Origin of the sequence: Paraburkholderia sp. RL17-337-BIB-A, assembly GCF_046025895.1 — a bacterium.
Taxonomy (GTDB): Bacteria; Pseudomonadota; Gammaproteobacteria; order Burkholderiales; family Burkholderiaceae; genus Paraburkholderia; species Paraburkholderia fungorum_C.
Map to the genome: position 1 here is coordinate 1767620 of NZ_JARESY010000002.1, position 21072 is coordinate 1788691.

The window sequence follows — 21072 nt, forward strand, 5'->3', positions numbered from 1 at the left end:
GAACGTGCGGGGTGGCGGGTTTATTCCGTTGGCGATCGAACAATTTGATTTGATCTGAGGCGACGCCCCTGGTGGCGTCGATCAGATGGTCCCGAACAATGCTCGAGGACGATCCTTCAGCGTGCCTGTCAGCAGTCTTAATGCACTCACGAGTTGATCGCGGCTCGTCGCGCACGCGAGGTTGATCCGCACGCCGTGCTCGATCTCCGAGCGGTCCACGGCAAATGCCGACGACGGCATCACCACCACGCCACGCGCCTTCGCATTGGCCGCAAAGTCGTCGGCACGCCACGGCGGCGGCAGCTTGAGCCAAACGAACATGCACGCCGGGTCGGTTTGCAGCAATTCCTGCGGCAACAACTCGCGCGCGAGATCCTGCCTTGCGCGAATTTCGGCGAGTTGCGCGTCCATGATGTGGCGCGCGGTCCCGTCCTCGATCCAGATGGACGCGATCAGCATCGACATCGGCGCGGGCATCCACGCCGTGGTGCGCACCGCCTCCGCACAAAGCGCGGAACTGTCCGGCGGACTCAGCAGATAGCCGAGCCGCAAGCCGGGGGCGAGGATCTTCGAGGTCGCCGCGAGGTGGAACGTCAATTCCGGACACAGACTGGCGATAGTCGGCAGCCGCTGCGAAACCAGCGGCCCATAGACGTCGTCTTCGATGATCGCCACACCATGCCGGCGTGCTATGTCGACGAGCGCCATGCGGCGCGCCAGACTCATCGTCGTCACGGTCGGGTTCTGCAGATTCGGTACCGTGAAAATCGCCTTCACCGGCATGCGCCGGCAGGCACGCTCGACCTCGTCGGTCAGCAGGCCGTCGCGGTCGCTCGGAATGCCGACGATCTCGAACTGGAAAACCGGTGCAAGGGCCTTCAGGCCGTAGTAGGTGAGCTGATCGGCGAGGATCACACCGTCCGTGCCGATCAGACTGTTCAGCACCGCATACAAGCCATGCTGCGCACCGCTCGTGACAATGACGTGATCGGGCGGCGGCGTAAAGCCAGGCGCTGCCATCCAGCGGGCGCCGGCGGCGCGCGCCCATAACGGCCCTTGCGGAGGCTGGTATTCCTGCAATTGCGGATAACGCGGGTCGCGCGGCAAATCCGCCAGCGTGCGTGCGAGGCAGTTCAGGAATTCACCTGTGGCCGGCCGATTGACGGTCAGGTCGATCGCGGCATTGCTCGTGGCTTGCGCAGGTTCGACGCTCGGCATCGCGCCGCCGGTTACGAGGGAACCGCGCCGCTTGCTGCCGATCACCAGCCCACGCAACTGCAATTCCTTGTATGCGCGGGACACGGTCGAGACATTGATGCCGAGTTCGGTGGCAAGTTGCCGCTGCGGCGGCAAGCGGCTGCCCGGTGGATAGACGCCGCTGCGAATCTCACTCTCGATCGAACTGGACACTTCGACATACGTCGAGCGCTTCGTCTGCGCCGGTGCCCCGTTGGCCTCACGCGCCGTGTCTTTGCCAGAAGCCATAAGAACCAATGTCTCCATACAAAATCGACTTTGTCCGCGATTGTGCGGATTTTTGCCGATTCTATACCAGACATGCGCCGGTGCAACGCTTAAACGAGACCATTCGGCTTGCTTGCGCTCTGCGGCTGCGGGGTTGGCAAGGATTGCGCCATGGGCCATCCAGGGAAAGTGCCAGGGCCACACAATGTGCGTTTTAATTGCACACAAAAAAATATTGTGTGATTCTGATTGCAAGTGTTTGTCTGGTGGTGTGTGTATTGAGGCGCCACTGGGCCATGTCCAGATTCTGTCAGGAGGAGTTTTCCGATGAGCTTTCCGCAACCCTGGATTCCGGTGGAAGGGCGCAAGTGATGCCGGAAATTGCCATCATCGGTGCGGGATTCATCGGCCTCGCGAGCGCCGCGGCATTGATGCGCGACGGCCATCGAGTCACGCTGTTCGATCCGGCCGGGGTGGGGCAAGGTGCGTCGTTCGGCAACGCCGGGACCTTCGCGCACTATGCCTGTATTCCGGTCAACAACCCGTCCGTGTTCCGCGATTTGCCGCGCTTTCTGCTCTCGAACCAGAGCCCGTTCAGATTGCGCTGGGGGTATCTACCCCATCTTGCACCATGGCTTGCGCGTTTCATGATGAGTTCGCTGCCACGCCGGTACGAAGCGAGCGCCGGCGCACTCGCCGCGTTGCTCGATCTCGCGCAGGAAGGTTATGCGCCGTTGCTTGCCAATACGGACCTGGCGCGTTTCGTCCGGCCGCGTGAGTGCCTGTATCTGTATTCGAACGCGGCTTCGTTCGATGCCGCGCGTCCTGCGCTCGATCTGCGTCAAAAGCTCGGCGTCGCCTTCGAGGTGCTCAACGGTGGCGATATCCGCGCGCTCGAACCGTCGCTGGCACCGATCTTCGAGCGAGGCGTGTTGTTCAGCAACAGTTGGCACTTCGCCGATCCACAAGGTTTTCTGCAGACGCTTTATCAGCAGCTTGCGGCGCAAGGTTTAAAGCTGGAACGTCTCGCTGTCGACGCGGTGCAGCCTTGCGCGAAAGGCGCGAGTGTGACGATTGAGGGCGTTACGCGCCATTTCAGTCATGTCGTGATCGCCACCGGCGCGCGTTCCGCCCAGTTCGCCGAACAATGCGGCGATCCCGTCCCGCTCGATACGGAGCGGGGCTATCACGTCCGCTTTCCGGGCGCGCAGCAGCTGGTGTCGCGACCGGTCGGGTGGGCCGAGCGCGGCTTCTACATGACGCCGATGAGCGATGGCTTGCGCGTCGCCGGCACGGTCGAACTGGCTGGCTTTGGTGATGCGCGCAACCGTTCGCTGATCGACCTGTTGACGTTTTCTTCGAAGCGCGCTTTACCCGCACTCGATACGCCGGATCGCAACTGGCTCGGCTTCCGTCCGACGCTGCCCGACGGCGTGCCGGTACTCGGGAGATCGCGCGCCAGCGAGCGGGTGATCTACGCATTCGGCCACCAGCATCTCGGGTTGACGCTAGCCGGGGTGAGCGGGCGCATCGTCGCCGATCTGATCGCGCAGCGTGCGCCGCCGCTCGATCTGGCGCCTTACGCGGCAACGCGTTTTTGAATTTCGTAGAGGTTTTGGCCGTACAGGTTGTCTCGCTTCACGACAAACATCGCAGGACGGTTTCGACGCGTCGCGCATCGGATCGGCCAATTTATACGTCGCGCGACGTTACATCTCGCAAGGAGCGCATCATGAATCGCCGCTATTGGCTGTTGAGTGTCACCGTTTGCGCACTCGTCACATATATACCGTCGTCGTGGGCGGTCGATCCTGAAGTCGTCAAGATCGGTTTCGTCGGGCCGCTGACCGGGCCGGTTGCACGAGTCGGCAAAGACCTGCAGTACGGCGCCCAACTAGCGCTCGATGAGGAGAACGCGAAGCATCCGGTTATCGGCGGAAAACCGGTCAAATTCGTGCTCGATGTACAGGACGATCAGGCGGACCCCCGCGTGGCGATTCAGGTCGCGCAGAAACTGGTCGACGACGGCGTAGTCGGTGTGATTGGGCATTACAACTCGGGGTGCAGTATTCCGGCGTCGACGGTCTATCACCAGGCGAACGTTGCGATGATTACGCCGGGCTCCACCAATCCCCAACTCACCAAACAAGGCTACAAAAACGTGTTTCGCACCATGGGGCACGACGGCATTGGCGGTGTCGTGGCCGGGCATTTCGTGGTGGAGCAGATGAAAGCGAAGCGCATCGGCATCATCGACGACCGTACCGCATTCGGGCAAGGGCTCGCGGATGCATTCGAAAAGGGGGCGAAAGAGGCGAACGGCAACGTGGTCGACCGCGAATTCACCAATGACAAAGCGGTCGATTTCCGCGCCATCCTGACGACGCTCAAGAGCAAGAACGTCGATCTGATTTTCTTCGGCGGTCTGGACGAACAGGGTGCGATGCTGGTTAAGCAGATGCGCTCGCTGGGCATGACTGCGCAACTGTTCGGCGCGGGTGCGCTGAAGAGCAATGCTTTCCTGCAGATCGCCGGCACGGCGGGTGATGGTACTCAGGATCTGGAGCCCGGTCCGGCGCTCGATAAGTTGCCCGCCGCGCAGGCATTCGGCAAGCGCTATAAAGCACGCTTCAATCAGGATGTCGAACTGTATGCGCCGTTTGCCTATGACGCCGCGCTTGCCATGATCAAGGCGATTCACGGCGCCGACTCGCTCGATCGCGCGAAGATCGTCGACAGCCTCTCGAAGGTCAAGGTGACCGGTGTGACCGGCGATATTACCTTCGATCCCTATGGCGATCTGATCAAGCCGCCGTACACGCTGTTTCAGGTCCAGCAAGGACAATGGAAGAGCATCAAGACAGTCGGCGGCAACGGCGTCTGATTTTCGGCGAAATGTGCGCTCAGGCGTACCCCTCGCCATTGAGGTCCGGATTGTTCTGCGCGAGTTCGTGAACCCACTCGCTGAACACGCGCACGCACATGCTCAGCCGACGCTGCGGATACAGCAAGGAAAGCGGCACAGGCGGGCACGGATAGGCGCGGAGAATTTCACGTAACGCGCCAGTGTGAATCGCCTTCGCGACCATGAAGCGCGGCGTCTGGATCATCCCCAGTCCTTCGGTTGCGGACATTGCGTACACGAGGCCGTCGTTGACCGCGAGTATGCCGTCCACCGGCTTTCGAATGAGCTCGCCGTCCACTTTGAACTCGAAGGGATAGACACGTCCCGTGCGCGCGGAAAAATAATTGACGGCACGATGGCGGTCAAGATCATCGGGCGTGGCGGGCTCGCCCATCTGCTCGAGATAGGCAGGCGCAGCGCAGATGCACATGCGCACGCTGCCGATCGGACGTGCGACAAGATTGGAATCGTCGAGCGTGCCGATCCGTATCACGCAATCGACGCCTTCCTGCACGAGATCGACGTTGCGGTCGGCCAGCCCCAACTTCACGGTGATGTCGGGGTAGCGCGCATTGAAATTACCCATCACGGGCAGCAGCACGTTGGCGGCAAATGTGGCGGACGTGTCCACCCGAATCGTGCCGCGCGGATTTTGCCGCTTGTTCGATAGCGCGGACTCGGCGTCGGAAACCTCGGCGAGAATGCGTGCGCAGTATTCGTAGTAGAGCGCACCGTCGTCGGTAACCCGCACACTGCGCGTCGTGCGATTCAGCAGGCGTACCCCCAGATAGCTCTCCAGATTCTGCACGAGGATCGATACCGACGCACGCGGCATCTCCAGCGAATCGGCCGCCTTCGAGAAGCTCGATGCTTCGACGACACGCTTGAACACCGCCATGCCTTGAAGAATGTCCATACAGGGTTGCTCTCTCGATTGTCACCGACCCGAAGTCTAGAACGGACTGGCAACAGGCCGCAAACAGGACGCCGGGCGACCCGTGCAGTTCATGAAAAATATTGACACCAACCACTTACCGCCTATAGTTCACCATATGGCAAAGTCTCCAGTCAGTCAGCTCGATCGCACGTTTGCCGCCCTTGTGGACCCGACGCGCCGGGCCATCCTCGTTCGCCTCGAACGGGAGCCCGGCCTGTCGATCACGGAAATCGCGCGTCCGCTGCCGCTCAAGCTCCCTGCGGTCATGAAGCACCTCGACGTGCTGAGCGACGCGGGTCTGGTAGCGCGCACGAAGAACGGGCGAACCGTGTCGGTCGATCTGGTCGCCGGTCCAATGGAGGAGGCGATGGCATGGTTGAGGCGCTACGAGCGCTTCTGGTCCGCAAGCCTCGACCGGCTTGCCGATTTTGTGGAGGGACAAGAGGAATGACCATGGAAAAGCCGATCTTGACGATCGTCCGGCGCATCAAGGCATCGCCGGCCCGGGTCTACGCAGCGTGGACCAAGCCCGAACTGATGGCGCGCTGGTGGGGGCCCGACGCCGGACCGGTACTGAGTGCCGAAGCCGATCCGCGCGTGGGCGGCCGTTTTCGCGTGGTGTTTCAGACGCTGGACGGTGAAACGCATGACTGCCGTGGCGAATACCGGGAAGTCGAAGCGGACCGCAAGCTCGTCTTTACGTGGGAGTGGGTCACGATGCCCGAACGCCGCTCACTCGTCACCCTCAGACTGCGCCCGATCGAAGGCGGAACCGAACTCCATTTCACGCACGCGCAGTTCTTCGACGAGATCGCGCGCGATGATCATCAAGCCGGCTGGAACAGCGCATTCGAAAAGCTCGACGCGCTCGTTACGGAACTGGAAGCGCAACAAACTGACCGGTGCATTGGATCGAATTCAACTCATAGCGAGCCATCGAGCGAGCCGTCGGCCCTTTAGACGGGCACGCCCGGCGCCATCACGCGCAGCGCCGAATTGCCGTATCGTGCAGAGTCACAATACTGCTTGCTTATCGAGGGCACGCTATGGCACTTCCGTCGAACCACGATGCACGGCGTCACGGCAGACGCCGCTTTCTGCGCACAGTGGGCAGCGCCGCAATTGGCTTGCCTGTCTCGCTTGCTTTGCCGCATATCACGCCGGCTCAAGGCCAGGCCCAGGCCCAATCCCAAACACAAACTGAATCCACCACGACGCCGCTGCCGCGCATGGCGCAACGCGTGATTCCCTCGGCAGGCGAACGCCTGCCCGTGGTCGGCTGCGGCACGTGGCGCACCTTCGATGTCGGCAATGACGCCGCCGCGCAGTCGCAACTTGCCGACGTGTTGCGGATTCTGTTCGAAGCCGGCGGTTCGACGATCGATTCGTCGCCGATGTATGGCTCGTCGGAAGCGGTGGCCGGGGCGTTGCTTACACGGCTCGACGCGCACAACAAAGCCTTCGTTGCCACAAAAGTCTGGACCGAAGGGCGCGAGGCGGGCATCGCGCAGATGGAAGAATCGCTGCGCCGCTTTCAGCAACCGCATATCGATCTGATGCAGGTTCACAACCTGCTCGACTGGCGCACCCAGCTCGCCACACTGCGCGACTGGAAAGCACGAGGCCGGATTCGCTATATCGGCATTACGCATTACACGTCCAGTGCGTTCGGCGAGGTCGCAGCCGTGATGCGCAGTGAAAAACCCGACTTCGTGCAGATCAACTACGCCGCGGACGATCGTGACGCGGAGCAGCGCATCCTGCCGCTTGCGGCGGAGTTGGGCATCGGTGTCGTGGTCAATCAACCTTTCGGTGGTGGCGGCCTGCTTGCGCGCGTCGGCAAGCAAGCACTACCTGGTTGGGCTGCTGAAATCGGCTGCACGAGCTGGGCGCAAGTCCTGCTCAAATTCGTACTCGCGCAACCAGCGGTGACGGTGGTGATCCCAGGAACCGGGCGTCCGCAATACATGGCTGACAACGTTCGAGCGGGGTCCGGTCCCCTGCCTGACAAAGCGATGTGCGCGCGAATCGTGTCGGCGGTGAATGGTTGAGCGTGGGCTCGCGTGTGAACGTCCGCTGGTGGGGGGAAATGATTCTGTTGAGCCGGCGCAGTCCGCGTGGCCGTTTGTACTTGAACAGTCTGTCCACATCGCGGTGTTGATATCAGTGTGGCTAACCGGCGAAGGATACTGGAGCCCGATTCCCGCGTATTTCGCCGAATTGGCGAACGCACAGAATCTGCTCATCCTTCCAGCCTATCTGCTTATGATGTGCCCGTCATCTGTGCTCATCAGTTCACTGCTTCGCCCCCGGTTGGCAACGGTCAACGTCATGCCGCACGCAGCCGGCGCTCGAGCCAATTGCGCAACAGACCTGCCAGAAGCGCGCCAACCAGCACAACAAGGTAAAGCGTGACGAGACCATGACGCCACGTATCGAGCGCAAGCTGGTGCGCCAGCAATGTCGAATCAGGCGCGGGGAGAACAGCATGCATGGCGACGACGGCTTGCTCCATCCGCAGAAAACCCGCAGCGGACAGCAATGGCAAAAGAATGAGAAAAGCAAGCAGAACGGGTCTCGCGCGTTGCGCCGCCGGATAGTGGCGCAATCGAAACCACAGGCCGAGGCAGCCGTGAATCCAGCCCGGCGCGAGCAGCGCAAGTTGCAAGCCTTGCGTGCCGCTCACGATCAGCGATATCACGATCCGTTCGTAGTTCGGCTCGAAGCCGTACAGCGACGCCGCGAGACGCGTTGCCACCGCATGCCGGATCAGCAGCAGAGGCAGGCTGAGTCCGGCCCACAGGCGAATCCATTCGGCCGGCGGAAGCGTCCAGTGGCGGCGCCCGTAAATCGTGCGCACGGCCAGCACGAAATGGAGAAGGGCCGAACCGTACAGCGCGATTGTTCCAGGCACGCTATGCCAGATCCACAGCGCGAACGTGAGTCCGCGCCCGGCAAGATCGAGCGACCAGATGCCGAGCGCATGATTGACCAGGTGCAAAAACAGATAAATCAGCAGCACCACGCCCGATCCGAGTTGCAGGCGGCGTAAAGCGGGTTGCACATCTTCCTCCGTTATTACCGTATGTTCAGAAAGTCTGTTTCAGACGCGGCGATTGAGCGAATTCAAGCAGCGCTGCGTCGCCGTTCTGGTCTCAACCGAGGCGCACAGCCGTTCTGGCGCGCTTCTGATTGTCACTTTGTTGCACCGTGCCTTGACGCACGGCTTCGGCAAATCGCTGCAATGCGGATAGCGAGCCGCACACGCTCTGGTACTCCTCGCGGCCGATCCTGCCGTCGAGGATGACTGTGATGCCCGAGGCACGGGCCATGTCGATGATGTCCATGGTGTTACTCCTTTCAGGTTCCTGGTCTGCATGACTGCGGCCGCAGCGTGGCTATTCCCACATTGATCCTGACACGACACGTATAAGCCTGAGGGGCGGCACTCACTGGCCGATGCTATTTTTCCGCGCCTGGAATAAAACCGATGGCGCGGCAGTCTTGCTCATGAACCGAGTCGCGATGCCCGCGGGATGACCCCGCGGTTGCTCGCGAATCCTTTTCGTGAGGTCAACATGTCGTCACATCATTCATCCGATCATGCCTTCGACCCTGCTTTCAACCAATCGCGCCGCGGGGCACTGAAATGTCTCGCCTTCGGCGGCGTAGGCACGGTGTTCGTACTTGCCGGCGGCATTCTCACGCCCGTGGAGTTGGCCCTCGCGGCCGATGCGAAATCATCCTCGACGACCACGGGTGTGCCGCTTTTCCTGCAGATCAGCGATTCGCATATCGGCTTCAATAAAGAAGCCAACCCCGACGTCGCGGGCACGCTCAAACAGACGATCGACTACGTCAACGCCATGCCGGTCAAGCCCGCGCTGACTATCCACACGGGCGACATCACGCATCTTTCCAAGCCCGCGGAGTTCGATCTCGCGGCTCAGTTGATGGCGGGTCTGAATATCACGGAACTGCACACCGTGCCCGGCGAGCACGACGTAACGGACGGCCCGGGAACCGAATACTTCAGCCGCTTCGGCAAGGCGTCGGACAACAAGGGGTATTACAGCTTCGACCATAACGGCGTGCACTTCGTCGCGCTGGTCAACGTGATGCATTTCAAGCCGAACGGTTTGGGCGGCCTCGGCGACGAGCAACTTGCCTGGCTCGAAAATGACCTGAAGGGCCGCTCGTCCAGCACGCCGATCGTCGTTTTTGCGCATATGCCGATGTGGACGATCTACGAGCCGTGGGGTTGGGGCACGGGCGATGCCGGTCAGGCAATGAGCTATCTGAAACGCTTCGGCTCGGTGACCGTCCTGAACGGTCATATTCACCAGATCGTGTCGAAGGTGGAAGGCAATATCACTTTCCATACCGCGCGCTCGACGGCCTATCCCCAGCCGACCGCCGGCAATGGCCCCGGCCCTGGGCCGCTCACGGTGGCGAGCGATCAGCTTCCCAGAATGCTCGGGGTGACCAGCATCAAGGTTGTGCGTCATCCGCTCCATGCGACGCTTGCCGATACGACACTCGTCTGATTCAAGTTTTTTATTTAATTAATTGGAGATCAGTTATGCAAACTAATGCAATTCGCCGCGCCTTCTTTGTGCTGCTTGGAAGTTCGATGCTAATCGCGGCGTCGGCCGGAATGTCCGTTGCACGGGCAGAGACGCCCAGCGCCGTGGTCATCAAGAACTTCATGTTTTCGCCGATGGCGATGACGGTCAAAACCGGCTCGACGGTGACGTGGAAAAATCTCGACGGTGAGCCCCACACCGTCGTGAACGACGCGGGTATATTTCGCTCCGCCGCGCTCGATCAGAACGACACGTTCCAGTTCAAGTTCGACAAGCCGGGTGTATATAAGGTGTTTTGCGGCATCCACCCGAATATGAAGGAAACCATTACCGTGCAGTAGGTTTTCTTTAAGCCGCTTACACCGTCACAACGACCTTCCAGAATTGTCCGTTGGTCTTCAGATAGCGATGTGCATCCACATGATGGTGCGTGACATGAAAACCCCAAGGTTGGGTAGCAGGGTTGGAGCGGGGCGACGGCGCATTGACTCACACGACCGCGGCGATTCCTACAGTAGACGAATAAACCGGGAAATCAGAGCAATGCTTTCTGCGCCGCCTCACAAGGCGGTGCGCACGTAAGGCACGAGTGGCGGCTTGTGCTTCAGCACGATACGGCAAGTCCGAATTCGACTAGAAGTGGCGGCTGAATGCGACGAGGTCGGCACCGTTTCCTTGGGCGTGTTTGTTGCGTGCTCGATGGCGATCAGCGCATGCTCACGTCATCACTCGCGGCCCGGCGTACAGACCCGACCTACAAGGACTTCCGGCACGACTCGTCGATGCACGCGACGTTGAATTTTTTACCAGATTTTATCGGTGCACACACGGCTCGCAAAGCGGCCGTTTAAAGCGCAGCATTACCGTATTGTCGCTACCCGGCGCGCGGGTTAAATCTTCCAATAACTCCAGAACGGCCACCGCTGAATCGTGTGATTAAAGTCTGCCGACATGTCAGACGTAAGGATTCCGGAGAGTAGTGCAATGTTCAACGATACCGAGTTCCCTAAATCTGCTGTAGAGCATCCGGATGCCGGCGATGACGCTGGCGCTGAGCCATCGGCCGCAGCACCGCCCTTACGATTCGGACGTCTCGCCCTATGCGTCGCGGCTGCAAGCGCGCTGACTTTTGGCGTCGTGGGTACGGTCGCTTACGGCGTCTGGTTCAACCACGATCAGCAGGCGTATGCCGACGCCATGGCAGGCGCGCGCCAGGCGCTCGGGACGGCTGCGCTAGCGACGGCAGGACCGCCGGCGTCCGCGAAATTGATTGCGCCTGCAAAGGTGGCGACTGCCGTGGCAGCGCCGCGCCCGGCGGCCACGGCGAGCACGCCGGCAGCACCGGACGAAGCAGGAAAACAGCAAGCCTCCTGGGCGGGTCCAGTCACGCAACGCGCTACGCCACCGGCTCGCCAAACCAGCGTGGCCGATGCAACGCCCGCCGTGGCCGCATCTTCCGCCCCTGCGGCTCGCCGCGCGGCGCCCCCCTCCAATGCCGTTACGCAACAGCAGCTGGCGTCCAGTCGAGCGGCCAGGGATGCGCGTCTCGCTCAACAGGATCGCCGATCTTCTTCGACGGCCGATGCCAGGCGCAAAGGCAGCCTGTTCGCCCGAATGGGTTCGTTCTTTCGCCGCGTAAGTTATCGCCAGCATGGCACCGGAAGCCGGCAAGACATCTATTCCCATCCCTGAGCGCACGCGTACCTCGCGCGCCGCTCGTGGGCGCGCCCTCGCGATCCGCTTCAGGCCAGGGCCGGCTGCGATCGCCGCCGCCGCGCTGGTTTGTCTGCTGATTGGCCTTCTATACCTTGCGCTGCAAATCAGGACGATCTTCTCCGAACAGTTGAAGCAGGAATATGCGGAGCTCGTTCTCGACGCGGTCGAGCGGGCGGAAAGCGCCCGGAGCATAGTTGGCATCTGGCAGCAATTGCCCGACGCCACGGCAACGCGAGCCGCCGGGTATCGGCAGGCGCGCACCGAACTCACCCATCGCCTCATGTCACTGGCGGCACTGGTGAACGTGAGTCCGTCGGCGGCGCCGCATGTGTCTTCGTCGGCGCTGACACCCGATGCCGATCTGCGCGACACAGATGCCTGGCTCACTACCGTGTCGAGCTGGTGGCGCGTGCAGCGCGACGCTGCCAGCGCCGATGTACGCGCACGGATTACCTACGTCGCGCACACACTGATCGCATCGGCGGCGTTGCTGTTCTGCATGCTGATTACCGCGCTGGGGATGTATGCCAAACGGAATCGCTTGCTCGCGGGCCAGTCGCGTGAATTCGAGCAGGCGGCGCTGCATGACGCGATGACCGGCTTGCCGAACCGGCGCAAGCTGTTTGCCACGCTCGAAGCGGCGGCGACCAAATCGCTCGCGGGCGGGGCGCCTCGAAAAATCGCCGTGCTGTACGTCGATCTGGATGGCTTCAAGCAGGTCAACGACTCGCTCGGTCACCGCGTTGGCGATGAATTTCTGATTGCGGTTTCGAAACGCTTTCGTGAGTCGGTGCGCAAAGTCGATGTCGTCGCGCGGATTGGCGGCGACGAATTCGCCGTACTGGTCCGGGAATTTTCGACGAATGCAGAGCTGGGCGAAATTGCCCGGCGACTGATCGACTGTGTGGTTCAGACGGACGAGGAGATGGGCAACGGGTTGGTTCGTGCCAGCATCGGCATTGCCAGTTTTCCCGATCCCGTTGGCGATTACCATAGCCTCGTGACCGCGGCCGATGAGGCGATGTATCGGGTCAAGCGCAGCGGCAAGAACAGTTACGCGTTCGCTGAGCCGGCAAGTTGATCCACGCGCTCAACGGTGCCGACTCTATAGAGTCCTTGTGTTGCTAGTTTCCAGATTCGCTTTACGGTGCGACAGTTCCTCTATCATCTGGAGGCGCAAATCATCGGTCATGTTTTTCCATCCGCGAATTTCGTCGCGTGTGCGTAGACAACCGATGCACATGCCCGTATTTCCATCGATTTTGCAGACGTCAATGCAAGGAGAGAGCACTGTCGCAATCGGCGCATTGGGGCCGCCGGATTGACTTTGCTTTTTATCGGAGGTGTCTAGCGAGGCGGGGTCGCGTTGTGCGCCAGACGCGGCGCTTTTTAAGTCACTCATATTCGAATCCGGTCTACTTGTCCGGTCTACTTGAATTGGCTGTGAGCGACTTCGATAAGCTGTTCGGTCGCGCGCGCCAGGATAGGCCGCTGGAGTATAGCAAGCGGCTGAACAAACGCACGGCTGGGGCGCAAACTCACGCGTCGATTGGTTTCGTGTTAAAAATTCCATGCGTCGCCGATGCGCAGGAAGCGTTGGAAGATGGCAATCGTTCGAAACTTATCCACTGCGGAAAGGGCAATGTCCAGATATTCCTTGATTGATGCCGTGCGACGTACGAGTCCATCTGGATGGCTGACCGCTTTTCTGACGGCAACCCTGGCGGCCTGTGCGCAGCTGCCGCCGGCAGCAAATCAAGTCGCGGATCAAATTGCCCATCAGGATTCGTATCAGGTTCCCGCAGCAAGCGCGGCACGCCCGGCCGACGGGCCGCTGCCGGTTCCGCCTAACCTCGTTGCCTTGACGCAGCCGGCGGGCCAGAAACGTCTGATTGCCACCCCCGATAACCAGTCGTACTGGCCGCTTTCGGAGTATTTCGAAACGCAGCGCAACGAAGCCTACTGTTCGGTCGCGACCTCGGTGATGGCGCTCAATGCATTGGGGATCCGCCGCCCGGAGTCGACGCAGTACCCGGATTTCCCATACTTCTCACAAGAGGATTTCTTTCGCAACGTCGATCCGCAGGTGGCCAACGCCGCGCGGGTATCGAAAGAGGGCATGACGCTCGATCAGCTCAGCGCGGCCCTGAGTGCGTTTCCTGTCGAGGTGAAGAAATTCCACGCTGCTGATCTGACGCTCGCCCAGTTTCGCGATCTGATTCGCGACACGACCGGCCACAGCGACCGCTTTGCGCTATTGAACTTCAGACGGGTGGAGATCGGTGAGGCAGGCGGTGGTCACTGGTCGCCGCTTGCCGCATACGACGCCGCAAGCGACAGCGCGCTGCTTCTCGATGTTGCGCGCTACAAGTATCCGGCAGTGTGGGTGCCGCTTACGCAACTGTATGCCGCAGCCCAGGCGGTCGATAACGTGAGCGGACTTTCACGCGGCATTGTGATCGTCGGCACGCGAACGAACTGACTGGCGGCTTTCATGGCGTGTTCGTCTCGCTTACCAGCCTCGGGGGCGAATTGGTTGAGCGCGCATCAATCGTCCTGGTTACGCCATTCGGTGAGCCCCTCGCGCGTGTTCAGTTCGATGAACGAGGGCATGGCGCGCAGTCCGCGAATGTAGCGCGCGAGATGCGGCCAGCCCAATGCGGGGCGCGGCATATTGCGTGTCCAACGCATCAGCACCACGGCGAGAAAATCGACAGTGCTGAGCGTGCCGCCGACCAGATAATCACGGCCGTCAGCGAGATCGGTGTCGAGCCGGTCACAGGCTTCTTCGATACGGTGCCGCGCGAGCGCCCGGACTGCTTCGGCACCGGCAGGATCGCCGTCGACGTCCGCGTAGAACCAGTCGCGCATGCAGGGCAGCAGCGTGTTGGCCAGATAGATCATGAGTTCCAGCCACGCCGCGCGGTCGGCCGAGCCTGGCGCAGGCGCGAGTGCGGCTTCGGGATGCCGCTCGGCCAGCAGCATCAGCAACGCGGCCGATTCGTGGCGCGGCATGCCGTCGACCATCAGCGTGGGAACGCGGCCTGACGGATTCAGCCGCAGATATTCCGGGTTTCGTTGCTTGCCGGCGTCGATGTCGACGAGATGGGCCTCGAACGGGATGCCCATTTCTATCATCATCCAATGAACCGCCATGCTTGCCGCGCCCGGCGAGTAGTAAAGAAGGTAGTCCATTCATTCACTCCGCATGCTTGTTGGATTTCATCGACTTGAATTCGGGTGTAGTCTAGCGCGATTCGTAACGGTCGCTTTTCACGGCGACACTTCGTTGGGCATTTCGATGCTGTATCAGGGCATGAAGCGCGACGAGGCCGCACACGTCTGGCAACCGTTCGGCGTCACAGGCCCTGCCGCAATCGTCTCCAACGTGGGGACGTATTTATCGGGGTGCAATTTCTTCGAGGGTGACTGGCAGCAAGCGAACTGGGGCAGCATCTACGCGCGGGTAGCGGCGGCGAAGCGTAAATACGATCCCGACGGCTTGTGCTTCGTTCATCGCGGCGTGAACTCGGCAATGTGGAGCACCGACGGCTTCACGAGAGTGAAAAGCGCAGACGATTGAATCACGCCGCACATCCTCAACGGCGGCCGGAAGTTTTTCACCCGCACGCAGCGTTCTGCAAAACGATCCGATGGCCGTCGGGACCTTAAAACGTTTTTCCCGGTCGAGCGACTCGGAGAACAAGTGACTGCATCGGCGATTCCATGGACGGCGTATGACCTGCATGAAGCGGGGCGTAGCGTGTCAACCACTGTTCCCGTGCGGTCGATCGCATTAGCGGATCGCTCCGGGAGATTATCCGGCAGCGACACTAGGCACTCCGCGCCATCTCCCCCACACCTGCGTTAAAGCCCTCGTCCGAGCGTGCACTGCGCGTCCCGTCGGACACTGCCGGGCGTGCCCGGGCCGGCGTCTTGCGAACGCGAGCATCGTGCAGGACTGGCCGCGCTTCGACCAGATCCGCGTAGAGCGCGAGATAGCTCGATGTCGACACTTCCCAGCCGAAGTCACGGCTCATCGCATTCCGTTGCAACGCATGCCATGACGACGGTTGCATGAACGCGTCCAATGCGCGTCCGATTGCATAGATGACGTCACCCGTGCTCTCGCCGTCGAACAGGAAGCCGGTCGCGAGATCGATGCCCCGGCGTTTGTGTGGCGCATAGTCGATGATCGTATCGGCAAGACCGCCCACGCGCGACGCTACCGGAATCGTGCCGTAGCGCATTGCATAGAGTTGCGTGAGTCCGCACGGCTCGAAGCGGCTGCCGTGCAACAGGATGTCCGCGCCCGCGTGCAGCATGTGCGCGCGCCGCTCGTCGTAGTCGATCTGCACGCCTACCCGTCCGGGCCATGCGGCTGCCAGTGCCCGTAGTGCCTGTTCGAGTCCGTGCTCGCCTTGACCGAGAATCGCAAACTGCAGACGCGGATGCCGTTCGAGCAGCTCCGGCAGCGCCCGCACCACGACATCCGCGAGTTTCTGCTCGGTCAGCCGGCTGCCGATGGCGACCAGCGGCGCGAACGGATCGCGCGTCAGGCTGAAGGCCTGCTGGAGTTCGCGCTTGCAGGCCTGCTTGCCGGCGGTGTCGTCGACGGAATAGGGGCGCGCGATGAGCGGGTCGGTTGCCGGATTCCAGCTTGTCGCGTCGATGCCGTTGACGATGCCCGAGAGCTTGCCGGCGTGCGCCTGCAGAACGCCTTCCATGCCGTGGCCGAAGCGTGGCGTCAGAATCTCGCGTGCATAACGCTGGCTGACGGTCGTGACGCGGTCGGCGTGCACGATGCCGGCTTTCATCATGCTGAGCGAGCCGTAAAACTCGATACTGCGTTCATCGGACAGTGCCGGCGCCAGCAATTCGGGCGGCACGCCGATCCAGCCACCCATCGCGAGCGGGTGGTTGCCCTGAAATGCCAGGTTGTGAATCGTGAAGACGCTTTTTGCGGCGACGCCGGCGAGGCGCATATACAGCGGCGTGAGTCCCGCATGCCAATCGTGCGCGTGCACGATGTCGGGGCGCTTCACGCAGCGCACGCCGCGCGCGACTCGGGTGGCCGCTGCCGCGAGCGATGCGAAGCGGGTGAGATTGTCGAGGTAGTCGCGTCCTTGCGGGTCGCGGTAGAGGCCTTCGCGCGCGAACAGGTGGTCCATCTGCAGCAGCAGCACGGGAATGTCGGTGTCGGGCATCTGGGCGCGCAGCAGTTTGGCGTCGCCGCCGGGCAGGCCGGTCATGCGAGCCACGGGCGTGACGCCGACGGCGCGCTCGAGGGCGGCGGGGTACGCGGGCATCAGGATCGATACGTCGACGCCGGCCTCGCGCAGGGCGGCGGCGTATGCGCTGACCATATCGCCGAGGCCGCCAGATTTGGCGAGGGGCAAAGCTTCGGAAGCGACAAGAAGAACATTGAGCGACAAAATGGCCCCCAAAGGATGGGTTTTTTTGCACTTGGACAGTGCGGTGGAGTTCGCTAGCGCGAAGCTTGAGCAAGGGGTGTGCCTAGGTTTTTTTTGCCGCTGGCGGGTTGTGATGTAGCACGGGTGGAGGGTTTTGCTTTGAGGTCCGTTGCCGGGAGGGAGCGTGTTTTTTCAATTGTGTGTAGATTTTGACTTTTGACTTTTGAGTTTTGTCCTCGCTGTTCGGATTGTCTTCGCGGAGCTAGCGGCTGGGTGCCTACGGCGTTGGGGTTTGCTTTAGCTGGGTGCCTGCGCAGCGCTTGTTTTCTGTTTGCCTATGGCGTTGGCCTTTCCTTGAATTGATATTGGTCTATTAGCGTCGCCCCTGTGCGGGGCAGCACTTACTTTCTTTGCCGCCGCAAAGAAAGATAAGCAAAGAAAGCGGCTCACACCGCCAGCGCATAAGCGGGTCCCCCGCACAGTCGCGGTAGTGGTGCATCTGGAATCCGTGCCCTCGCGCATTCGACGTGAGTGACAAGGCGCTCATACTTCCCGCCTCGCACTGCGTGCTCGCCGGAAGGGTTCATCAAAACCATTGAGCTTCGTTTCAACACGGTTGGGGAGCCATCGGCTTCGCCTCGGCGATACCCCCTGGGACAACAGACAGAGAGGCAGAGAGACAAAAGCAGAGGCAGAGGCAGAGGCAGAGTCAGAGAGGCAGAGGCAGAGAGACAGAGGCAGAGAGACAGAGAGGCAGAGAGGCAGAGGTGAAGATGCGATATACACGATACTCGCCGAGCCACTACGCCAAATGAAGCATGAGCGCGAAAATGCAGCGGACGGTTTCAAGAAGTGCCCTTCGGCGCGCGCAGCGCCGCCGGAAGTATGACTGCTGTGTCACCAATGCGGAATGTGCGAGAACACGGATTCCAGATGCGCCACTACCGCGACTGTGCGGGGGACCCGCTTATGAGCTGGCGGTTTGAGCCGCTTTCTTTGCTTATCTTTCTTTGCGGCGGCAAAGAAAGTAAGTGCCGCCCCGCACAGGGGCAACGCTAATAGACCAATATCAATTCAAGGAAAGGCCACCGCCATAAAAGCACAGACAAACAAGCGCCGCGCAGGCAAACAACTCAGGGAAAGGCCAACGCCGTAGGCAGACAGAAGATAAGCACGGCGCCGGGCACCCAGCCCAAGGAAACCCAACACCGTAGGCAAACAAACAATAAGCGCCGCGGAGGCAAAAAAAACCCCCAAAAAAACCACCGCCGCAGGCGCCCACCCTCAGTGCACTGAAGAAGCCTGCCCTCCCTCAACAGCCCGCGGCCGCGTAACAGCACTAACAACAGCAAAAACAACCACATTCACAGCAAGCGCCAAAAACCCAATATTGACATCCTTAAGAGCATCAGACAAAAACGGCATCAACTGCCCAATACTCAAATGCATCATGGTCGTCACCGCCACCACCGCAACCCCCGCAAGAATCCCGCAAAACGCGCCTTGCTTGGTCGCGCGATTCTTCGGCAGCAAACTGCAGATCACCGCCGGAAACAGCTGGGTCACGAAGTTGTACCCCATCAGCAGCAATGCCACGATCGTCTCTCCACCATGCAGCGTAAAACCCACAGCCACCAGCGCCACTGCCGGCACCAGGAAGCGCGCGAGTTTGGTCACCGTCGCATCCGATGCATTGCGGCTCACCATGCCGCGATACACGTCGTTGGCAAGCAGCGTGGACGCCGACGTCAAAATCATCGATCCCGGTACCAGCGCCGTCAGAATCCCCGCCGCGCCAATCACGCCGACTAACCACGGGTCGAACGTCTGCAACGACAGGCGGAACAACGACAGGTCAATGTCGCCACCCTTCAGGCCCGGCACCTTCAGCGTCGCCGCAAAACCGACAAAGAACACGAACAGCAGGATCAACTGGTACAGCGGCAGCACCATCGCGTTACGCCGGAAAATACGCTCGTCCCTCGCCGTGAAAATCGAACCGAATGTGTGCGGCCACATGAAGAAGCCCAGCGCGGTCAGGAGCACCGTCGACTGGAACCAGGTCACGCTCGACCCCTTGGCCGGGAAGGTCAGGAACCCCGGACGCGCGGCGTCGATGGCCCGGAACATGTCGCTGAAGCCGCCGTAGTAGTGCAACGGCAGATAAATGCCGAGGAACAGCACGATCGCCAGAATCAGCATGTCCTTCACCACCGAATTCCACGCGGAACCGCGCACGCCGGAAACGATCACATAGGACGTCACCACGCCGGCGCCGATCCATACAGCCGCCGTCGACGAAATCGCGCCATACGAGGCCGTTGCCACGATGATGCCGAGGCCCTTGAGTTGCAGCACGAGATACGGAATCAGCGCTGCCACGCCGACCAGCGCGACGAGCGTGCCAAGCGCCGGGCTGTCGTACTTGCGCGCGAAGAAGTGCGGCTGCGAAACGAGACGGTGTTGTTTCGCGTAACGCCAGATCGGCGGCAGCATCCAGTACGAGATGATGTACGCCAGCGTGCCGTAGGCAAGAATGTAGTAGACCGGCGCGCCTTTGCCGTAAGCAAAGCCGCTGCCGCCGAGGAAGGTGAAGGTCGTGTAGATTTCGCCCGCCATCAGCAGGAACACGAACGCGGTGCCGAAACTGCGGCCGCCCACGGTCCACTGTTCGAGATTCATGTCGTGGCCGCGCCGCGCGCGCACGCCCAGGTACAGCGCAAACAGCGTAATGGCCGCAATGATGACGAGTGCGCTCATGGCCGGGCCTCCTCGCCGTCCACGGCGAGCTGACGATTGGTGGGATCCAGACGGTAGACGATCGCCATGATGATCGAACTCAACACCACCCACATGACGATCCAGGCCAGCACGAATGGCATGCCGAGCACCAGCGGCTCGACACGATTCACAAACGGAACGCCGAGCAGCATGCCGACGAACGGCAGCGCGGCGAGTACGCGAAGCAACATAGGGACAACTCCTCGAAGGGGTAATTACGTCTCGTTGAAAGTGCAGCTTCGCTGGGGACTGTATGCCCGATGCTTCTATTGCGTAAAGCAAGTCAAAAAAGTGTAGGCTTTCTGAAAGTTGTGCGCGCATCTTCCGGCACCGCTCTGCTGCGGTGCAACGCCGCGCGCTGCTTGTGTGGCCACCCTTTTTTCGAATGCGCATGCCGCGCCACGATATGATCTGACCCACGCAACGCGAGCACCACTCTGGACAACCCGAAGGCGTCCAGCAATTCAACTCAGCGCGGCGCGCCGGGGGCAGTCAGTCAATCAGCCCGCCCGAGCCGTCGCCCGAAACGGATCGCATATGGTCGAAAGTCTGATCTCGGATATCCTGTTTGGCTTCACCGGGTTGATCAGCATCATCAACCCAATCGGCATGGCCTTCGTCTTTCTCGACCGGACCGCATCGCTCACCACGGAAGACCGTACCGCGCTCGCCAAGAAAATCGCCTTCAACGTCATGTGCGTGATGCTCGTCGCCTTCTTTGTCGGCACGCCGATTCTCCATTTCTTCGGCATTTCCATGCAGGCCTTGCGTATCGGTGGGGGCCTCGCGGTCGCCGTCGGCGGCTGGCAGATGCTCAATGCGCCGGACACGCAACCGGCCGAGCAGCCGGCCGTCAAGCGCGTGGATTCGGATAACGCCATGTCGAAGGCGTTTTTCCCCCTCACCATTCCGCTCACCACCGGGCCGGGTTCGATCGCCACCGCCATCGCGCTGACCGCGAACCGCACGCATAAGCTCTCGGCATTCGTGCTGTCGAGCATCGCTTCGGTGGTGATCTCGATCCTGGTAGCGGCAACCGTCTACCTGATCTATAGCCGCGCGGTGGTTTTCGCCAAGTATCTCGGCGTGGACGGCACCAAGGTCGCGATGCGCGTCTCGTCATTTCTGCTGCTGTGCATCGGCGTGCAGATTATCCTGACCGGTTTTTCGGAGTTCCTGATACCCATCGCCCAGATGCAACCCGTGGTCAAATAGCGAACGGCGGCGCGCGGCTGTTCGAGGTTGCGCGAGGTTCGTCACACATCGCGT

At 61.1% G+C, this 21072-nt stretch carries 22 protein-coding genes; 13 read left to right on the forward strand and 9 right to left on the reverse strand.

Annotation, left to right across the window (positions count from 1 at the left end):
* Window positions 1-81 precede the first annotated feature (81 nt).
* Entirely contained in the window at window positions 82-1485 is a 1404-nt protein-coding gene (locus tag P0D84_RS28775; RefSeq protein WP_408342223.1) for an aminotransferase-like domain-containing protein, read from the reverse strand.
* Window positions 1486-1835: 350 nt separating this feature from the next.
* On the opposite strand from P0D84_RS28775, the gene P0D84_RS28780 reads away from it, so the two are divergent.
* Both P0D84_RS28780 and P0D84_RS28785 read left to right on the forward strand, forming a co-directional pair.
* The gene (locus P0D84_RS28780; RefSeq protein ID WP_408346083.1) at window positions 1836-3065 is read left to right on the forward strand and encodes an NAD(P)/FAD-dependent oxidoreductase; all 1230 of its coding nucleotides are present in this window, start codon (window positions 1836-1838) and stop codon (window positions 3063-3065) included.
* Window positions 3066-3196: 131 nt separating this feature from the next.
* A complete protein-coding gene (locus tag P0D84_RS28785; protein WP_408342225.1) occupies window positions 3197-4348 on the forward strand; it encodes a branched-chain amino acid ABC transporter substrate-binding protein in 1152 nt (383 codons plus the stop codon).
* 19 nt (window positions 4349-4367) lie between these two features.
* Here the strand turns inward: P0D84_RS28785 and P0D84_RS28790 are convergent, their stop codons facing one another.
* Entirely contained in the window at window positions 4368-5285 is a 918-nt protein-coding gene (locus P0D84_RS28790; RefSeq protein ID WP_408342227.1) for a LysR family transcriptional regulator, read from the reverse strand.
* A 136-nt stretch (window positions 5286-5421) separates the two neighbouring features.
* On the opposite strand from P0D84_RS28790, the gene P0D84_RS28795 reads away from it, so the two are divergent.
* From P0D84_RS28795 to P0D84_RS28805, 3 genes are all read left to right on the forward strand, one after another.
* On the forward strand, window positions 5422-5757 hold the full coding sequence (locus tag P0D84_RS28795; RefSeq protein WP_408342229.1) for an ArsR/SmtB family transcription factor: 336 nt from the start codon (window positions 5422-5424) through the stop codon (window positions 5755-5757).
* A 2-nt stretch (window positions 5758-5759) separates the two neighbouring features.
* On the forward strand, window positions 5760-6266 hold the full coding sequence (locus P0D84_RS28800) for an SRPBCC family protein (RefSeq protein ID WP_408342231.1): 507 nt from the start codon (window positions 5760-5762) through the stop codon (window positions 6264-6266).
* 86 nt (window positions 6267-6352) lie between these two features.
* A complete protein-coding gene (locus P0D84_RS28805) occupies window positions 6353-7357 on the forward strand; it encodes an aldo/keto reductase (protein WP_408342233.1) in 1005 nt (334 codons plus the stop codon).
* Between the two features lie 278 nt (window positions 7358-7635).
* On the opposite strand, the gene P0D84_RS28810 is transcribed toward P0D84_RS28805, so the two are convergent.
* Entirely contained in the window at window positions 7636-8370 is a 735-nt protein-coding gene (locus tag P0D84_RS28810; RefSeq protein ID WP_408342235.1) for a hypothetical protein, read from the reverse strand.
* A 91-nt stretch (window positions 8371-8461) separates the two neighbouring features.
* The gene (locus tag P0D84_RS28815; RefSeq protein WP_408342237.1) at window positions 8462-8653 is read right to left on the reverse strand and encodes a hypothetical protein; all 192 of its coding nucleotides are present in this window, start codon (window positions 8651-8653) and stop codon (window positions 8462-8464) included.
* A gap of 231 nt (window positions 8654-8884) precedes the next feature.
* On the opposite strand from P0D84_RS28815, the gene P0D84_RS28820 reads away from it, so the two are divergent.
* The 4 genes from P0D84_RS28820 (at window position 8885) to P0D84_RS28835 (ending at window position 12689) form a co-directional block, all read left to right on the forward strand.
* Complete coding sequence (locus P0D84_RS28820) at window positions 8885-9853, forward strand: metallophosphoesterase family protein (protein ID WP_408342239.1); 969 nt, start codon at window positions 8885-8887, stop codon at window positions 9851-9853.
* Window positions 9854-9888: 35 nt separating this feature from the next.
* Window positions 9889-10233 (forward strand): cupredoxin domain-containing protein, encoded by a 345-nt coding sequence (locus P0D84_RS28825; RefSeq protein ID WP_408342241.1) that lies wholly within the window; start codon window positions 9889-9891, stop codon window positions 10231-10233.
* A gap of 643 nt (window positions 10234-10876) precedes the next feature.
* The gene (locus P0D84_RS28830) at window positions 10877-11584 is read left to right on the forward strand and encodes a hypothetical protein (protein WP_408342243.1); all 708 of its coding nucleotides are present in this window, start codon (window positions 10877-10879) and stop codon (window positions 11582-11584) included.
* Window positions 11544-12689: a diguanylate cyclase domain-containing protein gene (locus tag P0D84_RS28835; protein ID WP_408342245.1), complete on the forward strand. Its 1146-nt coding sequence runs from the start codon at window positions 11544-11546 to the stop codon at window positions 12687-12689. Before P0D84_RS28830 ends, P0D84_RS28835 begins: the two co-directional genes overlap by 41 nt.
* 24 nt (window positions 12690-12713) lie before the next feature.
* Here P0D84_RS28835 and P0D84_RS28840 read toward each other — a convergent pair whose 3' ends face one another.
* Window positions 12714-13010, reverse strand: a complete 297-nt coding sequence (locus P0D84_RS28840) for a DUF1289 domain-containing protein (protein WP_408342247.1) — start codon at window positions 13008-13010, stop codon at window positions 12714-12716.
* A 41-nt stretch (window positions 13011-13051) separates the two neighbouring features.
* On the opposite strand from P0D84_RS28840, the gene P0D84_RS28845 reads away from it, so the two are divergent.
* Together P0D84_RS28845 and P0D84_RS28850 are read left to right on the forward strand one after the other, a co-directional pair.
* Window positions 13052-13273: a hypothetical protein gene (locus P0D84_RS28845; protein WP_408342249.1), complete on the forward strand. Its 222-nt coding sequence runs from the start codon at window positions 13052-13054 to the stop codon at window positions 13271-13273.
* Window positions 13251-14090 (forward strand): phytochelatin synthase family protein, encoded by an 840-nt coding sequence (locus P0D84_RS28850; RefSeq protein WP_408342251.1) that lies wholly within the window; start codon window positions 13251-13253, stop codon window positions 14088-14090. Before P0D84_RS28845 ends, P0D84_RS28850 begins: the two co-directional genes overlap by 23 nt.
* A 65-nt stretch (window positions 14091-14155) precedes the next feature.
* On the opposite strand, the gene P0D84_RS28855 is transcribed toward P0D84_RS28850, so the two are convergent.
* Window positions 14156-14803 carry a glutathione S-transferase family protein gene (locus P0D84_RS28855; protein ID WP_408342253.1) on the reverse strand — a complete coding sequence of 216 codons (648 nt, stop codon included), beginning with the start codon at window positions 14801-14803 and terminating at the stop codon, window positions 14156-14158.
* 94 nt (window positions 14804-14897) lie between these two features.
* Here P0D84_RS28855 and P0D84_RS28860 point away from each other — a divergent pair, with 94 nt between their 5' ends.
* Window positions 14898-15191 carry a BBE domain-containing protein gene (locus P0D84_RS28860; RefSeq protein WP_408342255.1) on the forward strand — a complete coding sequence of 98 codons (294 nt, stop codon included), beginning with the start codon at window positions 14898-14900 and terminating at the stop codon, window positions 15189-15191.
* Window positions 15192-15441: 250 nt separating this feature from the next.
* On the opposite strand, the gene glgA is transcribed toward P0D84_RS28860, so the two are convergent.
* The 3 genes from glgA to P0D84_RS28875 all read right to left on the reverse strand — a co-directional run bounded on the left by glgA (window position 15442) and on the right by P0D84_RS28875 (window position 19994).
* Window positions 15442-17043: a glycogen synthase GlgA gene (gene glgA / locus P0D84_RS28865; RefSeq protein WP_408342257.1), complete on the reverse strand. Its 1602-nt coding sequence runs from the start codon at window positions 17041-17043 to the stop codon at window positions 15442-15444.
* A gap of 1263 nt (window positions 17044-18306) precedes the next feature.
* Window positions 18307-19782, reverse strand: coding sequence for a sodium:solute symporter family protein (locus P0D84_RS28870; protein WP_408342259.1), 1476 nt, complete (start codon window positions 19780-19782; stop codon window positions 18307-18309).
* Window positions 19779-19994: a DUF3311 domain-containing protein gene (locus P0D84_RS28875; RefSeq protein ID WP_408342261.1), complete on the reverse strand. Its 216-nt coding sequence runs from the start codon at window positions 19992-19994 to the stop codon at window positions 19779-19781. The genes P0D84_RS28870 and P0D84_RS28875 overlap by 4 nt, the downstream gene beginning before the upstream one ends.
* Before the next feature lie 346 nt (window positions 19995-20340).
* Between P0D84_RS28875 and P0D84_RS28880 the strand changes: the two genes are divergently transcribed.
* Window positions 20341-21018 (forward strand): MarC family protein, encoded by a 678-nt coding sequence (locus P0D84_RS28880; protein WP_408342263.1) that lies wholly within the window; start codon window positions 20341-20343, stop codon window positions 21016-21018.
* Window positions 21019-21072 lie beyond the last annotated feature (54 nt).